The sequence below is a fragment of the Kribbella swartbergensis genome, assembly GCF_054784135.1.
Genome location: NZ_BAAGPM010000015.1, coordinates 137429 through 144596, shown reverse-complemented (window position 1 = coordinate 144596; position 7168 = coordinate 137429). Strand labels below are relative to the sequence as shown.

At 63.3% G+C, this 7168-nt stretch carries 9 protein-coding genes; 2 read left to right on the top strand and 7 right to left on the bottom strand.

Going from position 1 to position 7168, the window contains the following annotated elements:
* Positions 1–33: 33 nt before the first annotated feature.
* The 6 genes from ACYVOK_RS11585 to ACYVOK_RS11560 form a co-directional block, all read right to left on the bottom strand.
* The gene (locus tag ACYVOK_RS11585) at positions 34–1428 is read right to left on the bottom strand and encodes a recombinase family protein (RefSeq protein ID WP_460662334.1); all 1395 of its coding nucleotides are present in this window, start codon (positions 1426–1428) and stop codon (positions 34–36) included.
* Entirely contained in the window at positions 1425–1976 is a 552-nt protein-coding gene (locus tag ACYVOK_RS11580) for a recombinase family protein (protein ID WP_460662333.1), read from the bottom strand. Before ACYVOK_RS11580 ends, ACYVOK_RS11585 begins: the two co-directional genes overlap by 4 nt.
* On the bottom strand, positions 1969–2211 hold the full coding sequence (locus tag ACYVOK_RS11575; protein WP_460662332.1) for a recombinase family protein: 243 nt from the start codon (positions 2209–2211) through the stop codon (positions 1969–1971). Before ACYVOK_RS11575 ends, ACYVOK_RS11580 begins: the two co-directional genes overlap by 8 nt.
* Positions 2212–2457: 246 nt before the next feature.
* Complete coding sequence (locus tag ACYVOK_RS11570) at positions 2458–2808, bottom strand: hypothetical protein (protein ID WP_460662331.1); 351 nt, start codon at positions 2806–2808, stop codon at positions 2458–2460.
* Between the two features lie 117 nt (positions 2809–2925).
* Positions 2926–3747, bottom strand: coding sequence for an antirestriction protein ArdA (locus ACYVOK_RS11565; protein ID WP_460662330.1), 822 nt, complete (start codon positions 3745–3747; stop codon positions 2926–2928).
* Between the two features lie 105 nt (positions 3748–3852).
* Positions 3853–4734, bottom strand: coding sequence for a DNA-methyltransferase (locus tag ACYVOK_RS11560; RefSeq protein WP_460662329.1), 882 nt, complete (start codon positions 4732–4734; stop codon positions 3853–3855).
* An 83-nt stretch (positions 4735–4817) separates the two neighbouring features.
* On the opposite strand from ACYVOK_RS11560, the gene ACYVOK_RS11555 reads away from it, so the two are divergent.
* Positions 4818–5042: a hypothetical protein gene (locus ACYVOK_RS11555; protein WP_460662328.1), complete on the top strand. Its 225-nt coding sequence runs from the start codon at positions 4818–4820 to the stop codon at positions 5040–5042.
* Positions 5043–5485: 443 nt separating this feature from the next.
* On the top strand, positions 5486–5836 hold the full coding sequence (locus ACYVOK_RS11550) for a hypothetical protein (RefSeq protein ID WP_460662327.1): 351 nt from the start codon (positions 5486–5488) through the stop codon (positions 5834–5836).
* A gap of 4 nt (positions 5837–5840) precedes the next feature.
* Here ACYVOK_RS11550 and dndA read toward each other — a convergent pair whose 3' ends face one another.
* Positions 5841–7031: a cysteine desulfurase DndA gene (gene dndA, locus ACYVOK_RS11545; protein WP_460662326.1), complete on the bottom strand. Its 1191-nt coding sequence runs from the start codon at positions 7029–7031 to the stop codon at positions 5841–5843.
* Between the last annotated feature and the right edge of the window lie 137 nt (positions 7032–7168).

The following is a 7168-nucleotide window of genomic DNA, read 5'->3' as shown; positions in this document are numbered from 1 at the left end:
CACGTGTCGCCTATGTCCTGAGACATCTGTCGCCTATGTGTTGAACCACAACACTGCCGGGGGCACCAAATGCTCGTATTTGGAACCCTGCCCTGAACGGAACGTTCGGGGCAGGTTGCGTTCTGTGGGCACTGTGGCGGCCGCTCGCCCCGTCCGTGACGGCCGACGGGGACCGCCGCTCTTGCCGCCCAGACGCCGCCCAGACGCCGTTGGACGGTCCGCGACGTGCCGGGCGGGTATCTCGTCAGGTTGTCCGGCATCCGCGCCCAGAAGCATCGAGAACGGCTCACTCAGCTCTGCCCGCTCCACGCTGCCGTCAGGCCCGATAAGCAGCTTCTCGAACAAGCCTTGGTTGATCTGCCGCCGTAGATGCGGCTTGGCCTTGAGGTAGTGGTGGTAGCAGTTGCCGGCCACCTTCAGAACTCGCTCCGGCTGCACGTCCTGCTCCACCATGGTCGCATCAGCCAGCCGCAGCTCAGCCTCAGCGTTGGCGCGCTCGCGGGTGAAGCGGTCCATCTCCCGCTTCATCAGGTCGAGCGGCACGGCGCCTTCGTAGTGCGCCTCTAGCAACTTGGCCTGCTGATCTTTCACCTTGGCGACGGCGCGCCGGGCACGCTCGGCGTCCTGGGCAGCCCGCTCCCTCGCAGCGTGAAGCTCCGCCCGAATCGTGTCGCGCAGCTCGACGACGTGGTGCGGCTGTAGTTCGAAGGTCCGGTAGAAGTCCTCGATGCCGAATTCAATGGCCTCGAGCTTGATGTAGCCACGGTCGCACGGGGCTCGCTTGGTCGCGTGGGTGAGGCAGAAGAAGTACTCATAGAGACCGCCGCGACCACGGTTGCGCGAGTAGATGAGCCGACCGCGGCAGTTGCTGCAGTAGATCGTGCCTTTCAAGTAGTGCGGGTACTTGCGATCCTTCTCTCCGGCCTTGTTGTGCGCCGTCAGGATGTCCTGGATATGCAGCCACGAGTCAATGTCCACCAGCGGCTCGTGATTGCCCTGGTAGTACGCACCTTTGTAGACGACGAAGCCGGCGTAGTACGGGTTACGCAGCAGGTGATGCAGACCGCTGATCGTCAGTGGTTTGGCTGGCCGCTTCTGTGTCGCTCGCGATCGCAGCCCTTTCCGCTCCAGCTCGTCGCACATCTCGCGCAGAGACCAGTCGCCAAGCGCGAATTCTCGCAGCGCCCACCTAACCAGTGGCGCGGCGTCAGGGTCCAGGACGACCGAGCGGATGAGCTTCTGCCCGACCACCTCCTTGAGGTTCAGGTAGCCAAGTGGCGCCTTGTACGGTGTACCACCTGACTTGGCCTTGGTCTCAAGCCCTTTCAGGACCTCGACGGCCAGGTTGTCGGAGTGGTACTGCGCGACGTCGGCCATGACGTGGTACATAAACCGGCCGTGGGGCGAGTCGTCGATCGGCTCGGTCACTGAGACGAGCTTGCTCCGGCGTAGGCGATCCGCTTGTTGATCTCAACGTCGTCATCGCGGTTGCGCGACCAGCGGTCGATCTTGTGCACCACGACGTAGTCGACGTGCTTGGCTTTCAGTTCCCGAAACATCCGCTGCAGCTCGGGGCGATTCACCGACAGCGCTGACTCGCCGGCATCGACATAGATGTCGACGACTTCCCAGCCGCGGGCCTTGGCCAGAGCCAGACAAGCGTCACGCTGGTACGGGATTGAATAGCCTTCGGCTTCGCCGCCCACACTGGCCTGTTCCTCGGTGCTGACCCTCACGTAGATGACGCAGCGGAGCGGGCGCTCATCGGCAGAGGTCGTTCGACCTCGTCCGAGCAGCACCTGGCCCACGGCGTCTTCGACCGAACCGGACGACAATCGCTGGACGAAGGCCTCGTGCTTGGCGCTGCCGTCGTAGCGGCGCAGAGCTCGCTCGATCGTCGCCGGACTGCGGCGATCTCGATCCTGATCCAGCCCCTGGTCGACGTCGTCGTAGCCAGGAAGCGAACCGTCATCCATGGTGCTCCACCTCCCGGTTCATCGAGCTGGCCGACTCCCCGCCATCGACATAGATGTCGACGACTTCCCAGCCGCGGGCCTTGGCCAGAGCCAGACAAGCGTCACGCTGGGCCGGGATGGAACAACCCAAGACCTCGCCACCGACGGCGACTTGCTCCTCGGTGCTGACCCGCAGGTAGATGACGCAGCGGGGCGGGCGCGAGCCGCCGCAGCAACGGCGCAGACTGTCATGCATAGCAGTCCACCCCCCCAACCGCATTTCTCGCAATAATTCATCATTTCATTCTCGTTTCATTCACCCGAATGGCATATTCGTTGATTCCGGCCATTGTCTCTTTGTTTCTTCGACCTATTTTCTCAGCCCACACGATGCGTGCCAAGTGGAAACCGGCATCGCGCAACGGAGAATCAATTCGCGGTTCACCAGACGGGATTTCTGGGGAGGGACGGCGGATTGCCATCCCTCCCCCGCAGGCGACGGCTACTTGGTACCGTTCCCCGCGCGACCGGTCCGCCGCGAGGCGGTGGTCTTCTTGGCCGCACTGGCCGGAGCGCCCTCTGCCTGAGACTTGGTCCCAAACAGCGATTCGATGGCGCCGCGCCGTTCAGCGGCTTCGCGCTCGATCTGCTCGAGCGCCTTGGCAACCCGAGCCTTGAAGTTCGGCTCGGCCTGCTTCTGCTCGACGTACATCGCGGCTCCACGGACAAGTGCGTCCTGGAGCGAGATGCCGTCGATCTTGGCCACCATGGTGACCTGGGAGTGAAGCCCGTTGGACAGCCTGACCCCGATGGTCTTGTAGGTGCCCGGGGCTCCGTTGGTGGTCTCGCTCATGGCGAGTACCTCCTCGGTGGTGGTGCAGCCGGCCATCTCCTGTGAGATGACGAGGACGGCTGCACGGCACCGACGAGTGGTCGGTTCCCGTTTGAGTTGTCAAGGTGCACAGGCGGGTCACACTCGACCGTTGAACGCCCACACTCCTTCGGGGTGGTCGACGAAGCGGACTTCGCCGCTGGTCTCCATCTCGTGGGCCATGCGCTCGTAGTCCACTCGGACGACATCGCGCATCCAGTCGGGTAAGGCCTCAAGCTCCTGTTCGCCGTTCATCCCCTCAAACACATGCTCGGCGTACTTGCGGTGCTCGAACGCACCGAAATAGGCAGTCTCGAAGCGCTCCAACGTGTCGATGTCGCGGGTGTCGTTGATCTCTTCCCAGGCAGCAAAGGCCAGGCCGTATTGCGCGATGCCCTTGCCGAGAGCGCAGACCACATCCAGGGATTCGTACTCGCGCAGCTGGATCTGGCCGAAGCCGTCCTGGTCGTGTATGGCCCACTCTTCGGCAGGCTCACCGGTCCAGTGCGGATGGAGCGACTGAGCCAGAATGCGATGGATATCGGCTTGGAGGTCTTCCAGGTCCTGGCTGGCGTCGATCCAGCCGCCGATGTCGTGGCCTTCGGTGTAGTCGACCAGCGAGCGGACGTAGATGCGGGGATGAGCCCGCTTCTCGGTCTCGCCGGCCTCCAAAGCTTGCCGGCGAGCCGCGAGCATGTCTTCGTGCTCGATGAGGGCTTCGGCGTCGTCTGCTCTGAGGCCCGCATCAACGTACCGTTGCAGTCGTTCCCGCTTGGCACGCCGTTCGTCGGCCGCCGCGACCCGGGCTGCCTCGATCTCTGCCTGGCGCGCTGGGTCGTCGGTGCCGTACGTGCTGACGCCTTCGGGATTCGGCTGAGGACCGAATGTCCCAGGCGGCGGTGGTGGTTTTTGTTCACTCATCGCACCTCCTTTCAAGGTGATATCGGTTGGTCGGCGCGTGCGAGCGCGCCGGTGGGAGGAAGCCGGCGGTTGACTACGGACCGCGGATGGCGTGCATCAGGTGGTTCATGCCGTGGCCTCCTGCTCGGTCCGCCAGTCGGCCAGGCGTCGTTCGGCGAGGGCGGCATAGGCGGGATTGAGCTCGATGCCGAGCCAGTTGCGGCGGTGCCGTTCGGCGAGCAGGGCCACGGTGCCGCTGCCCATGAACGGATCCAGCACCAGACCGGGCCGCCAGGCGCTGTGGCAGTTGCAGTCGGGACGGAGCTCGCCAACTCGCAGCAGACGGCCGTGGAGCCGCTGCGGTGCGCGTCGCCACGGACAGCCGCAGGTTGTGCACAACCGCTCGGGGCAAGTGGCGAGCAGTGGTGGGGTGATCAGGCGCTCAGGGAAGGTGGCGAAGTGGGCACCCCGGTAATTGGCAGTCGCGGTTTCCCAGACGTCGGTCGGGTTGGCTCCGAGCGGATGACCGCCGACGCCGATTGCCTTGAGCTTGGCCAGCCCCTTGTTGTCGTCGATGGTTCTGGGAGCCGTGCCGCGTGGCGGGTACTGCCCGGTGCGCGGTCGGCGCGGTGGTGTGGGTCGGCCGCGCAGTGGCACCCGAATGGCGTCGAGGTCGAAGTAATACTGCGGGGAGCGCACAAGGAAGAACAGCAGCTCGTGGCGATTGGTCAGGCGGTCGGCCACCGAGTTCGGCATGGCGTTCGACTTCGCCCAGACGATCTGGTTGCGCACCAGCCAACCATCCTCTGAGAGCGCGATCGCGAGCCGTTGCGGGCCGAGCAGCATTCCCTTGCGCTCGACACCCTCACGGTGGTGGTCGCTGTAGCCGTCACCGACGTTGAGCCACAGGGCGCCGGTTGACTTGAGTACTCGCGCTAGCTCACGGCAGACGCTGAGCAAGTTGTCGACCCAGCCGTGCACGAACGACGCTTCCTGAGCACTGACCATTGCGGAGATTGCAGAGTAGCCCGAAACTGATGGCCGAGTGTGTGTCCCGCGTCGCCAGTTGCCCGCATATCAGGGAGCGTTGCGTGTCCAACATTGACTACACGAGCCAGATCTACGAGTACCTTCGCACTCTCGGCGAACCTGGAGACGAAGTGCTGTCGCGTATCAAGCCCTGGCTGAAGTCCACCTACGGCTTGAGCGAACGCGAAGCCGTCCATGCAAGAAAGGTGGCTATGGAGGCGCTGACCTCCCAGGGGTTGATCGAGCGACTTAATGTTCGCGGACCATACGTTCGCATCCTGGGCTGATCAGCCTTCTCAGATCGGGCTGAAGGCAGGTGTCTGGCCCGTGGCACGATTACATCGCTGGGAAGTCGCAGGCTCGTAAGCCACTCGGTGGGGATGCAATGAGTGAGATGATCGAGGATCTGACACGACTGGCCCGTCCGGCGCTCATCGTCGCCGCGCAGCGCCGAACGCTCTTGACGTACAAGGAGCTCGGAGCGGCGATCGGCGTCACTGGAGTCGGCCTCAGTCACCATCTTCGATACGTTCTCGACCGTCTGTCCGAACAGTGTGCCGCGGAGGGGATGCCCTCCTTGGCTTCCCTGGTCGTCAACTCAAGCACTGGAGCACCTGGCGCTGGCTGGACCGACGGTGCGGTGCCGTGGCATGCCGAGGTACAGCAAGTCTTTCGGCGCTGGGGAGACTCTGATCGCCTCTCAAGGGCGACCTAGGCAGATAGGGCGAACATGGACGAGATCCAGCAACTGAGGAACCGGTTCACTGCAGACATGTATGAGGGCGTACGGATCCTGGCGCGGGAGCATGGCTACAACGCGACCAGATTCGTTGAGATGGTGCGCTCGACAGACGGCGTTTCAGCAGCTCGCGCGCTACTCCACACTGGACCCAGCACGTCATATGGCTTCGAAGTCCTGTGGGAGAAAGGACAGCTCGGTCGGAGCGTCGAAGCGTGGACTTTGCGCCCTGAATACGAGCCACTCTTCACGGAAGACGAGCGAGAAATCGCCCGCCGCCGACTAGAGCTCCACGACTTCGATGTCGACGGCTACCTCCGTCGGCTAGCGTCCGAGCGATAGACGCCTAGGAGGTTGTTCGAATCCGATCCAGGCGTTCGACGACCTGACTCCAGTCCACCATCGGCGTGAGATGACTCCACGACACCCGGAGTGCGCCGGCAGTCTGCTCGTCTGACATGCCCATAGTCGTCAGCACGTGGCTTGGCTCATAGCTCTGGGAGGTGCAAGCAGAGCCGTTGGAGATAGCAACGATATCCTTGAGGGCAACGATCGCTGCTTCAGAGTCAATGCCAGGAACCGAGAAGTTGACAGTGTGAGGCACCGTGCGATCCAGGTCTCCGTTGAAGGCCACGCCAAGTGGTGCGAGCGCCTGGAGCAGCTCAACCTTGAAGGCTGCACAGTGCTCGGCGCGTGCCTGATGCTCGCGCAGTGCGATCTCTGACGCGAGTCCAAGGCCGGCAATCAAGGCAACCGGCAGTGTTCCAGGACGCAGGCCCCGCTCCTGACCACCGCCGAACATGAGTGGCTCGAGGGGCGCTCGGTTGTAACCACGCCGCCTTGTGATCAGCGCACCAACGCCTTTGGGTGCGTAGACCTTATGGCCAGAGACACTGAGGAGGTCGATCCTTGCCGAGCGCAACTGCTCGATAAGCTTGCCATATGCCTGCGCGCCGTCGACGTGGAAGTACGCTTCATGACCGTCGAGGACGTCGGCTATCTCGTCGAGGGGCTGGACTACGCCAGTCTCGTTGTTGGCTGCCATGACCGAGACGAGAAGTGTGTCGGGTCGAAGGGCACGGGCAACCTCCGCGGGATCGACCCACCCACCCGATGTCGGCGGCACCAAGGTAACCTCAAACCCGCGCTTGCTCAGCTGTTCGAGCGGCTCCAGCACGGCCTTGTGTTCGATGGTGGTACTGACGATGTGACGCCGCTCGGTGCGTTGCCCGTGAGGAGCCAGACCGAGCAATGCCATGTTGTTGCTCTCGGTGGCGCCGCTCGTGAAGATCACTTCGTCTGGCTTCGCGGCAACGACGTCAGCGACTTGCTGACGAGCACGGTTGATGCGCTCCTTGGCTACCTGCCCGTAGCCGTGGGTGCGACTCCCTGCGTTGCCGTACTCCTCGGCCATGTACCGGAGGACCTCGGCTTGCACGCGCGGGTCCATCGGGCTGGTGGCGTTGCAGTCGAGATAGACCGGACGCGTCGCGGCTCCTGGGACGTCAGAACTGTCGGTGGGTGTCACTACCGTCATGAGAGACAGAGTACGCGTACGGTGGATGACATGTACGGAGGATCGCGGGATGATGTACGGAACATCTCATCCGTACACCAGAACCCGAATCCGTACTTGGTTCGCCTTGCGTTCCGTACAGGTTGTGCTGTTTGATA

What these genes read in the sequence shown, in the direction of transcription:
- dndA (WP_460662326.1), bottom strand. Translation starts at nt 7,031, where the DNA reads ATGACGGTAGTGACACCCACCGACAGTTCTGACGTCCCAGGAGCCGCG.
- ACYVOK_RS11570 (WP_460662331.1), bottom strand. Translation starts at nt 2,808, where the DNA reads ATGAGCGAGACCACCAACGGAGCCCCGGGCACCTACAAGACCATCGGG.
- ACYVOK_RS11580 (WP_460662333.1), bottom strand. Translation starts at nt 1,976, where the DNA reads ATGGATGACGGTTCGCTTCCTGGCTACGACGACGTCGACCAGGGGCTG.
- ACYVOK_RS11575 (WP_460662332.1), bottom strand. Translation starts at nt 2,211, where the DNA reads ATGCATGACAGTCTGCGCCGTTGCTGCGGCGGCTCGCGCCCGCCCCGC.
- ACYVOK_RS11560 (WP_460662329.1), bottom strand. Translation starts at nt 4,734, where the DNA reads ATGGTCAGTGCTCAGGAAGCGTCGTTCGTGCACGGCTGGGTCGACAAC.
- ACYVOK_RS11550 (WP_460662327.1), top strand. Translation starts at nt 5,486, where the DNA reads ATGGACGAGATCCAGCAACTGAGGAACCGGTTCACTGCAGACATGTAT.
- ACYVOK_RS11565 (WP_460662330.1), bottom strand. Translation starts at nt 3,747, where the DNA reads ATGAGTGAACAAAAACCACCACCGCCGCCTGGGACATTCGGTCCTCAG.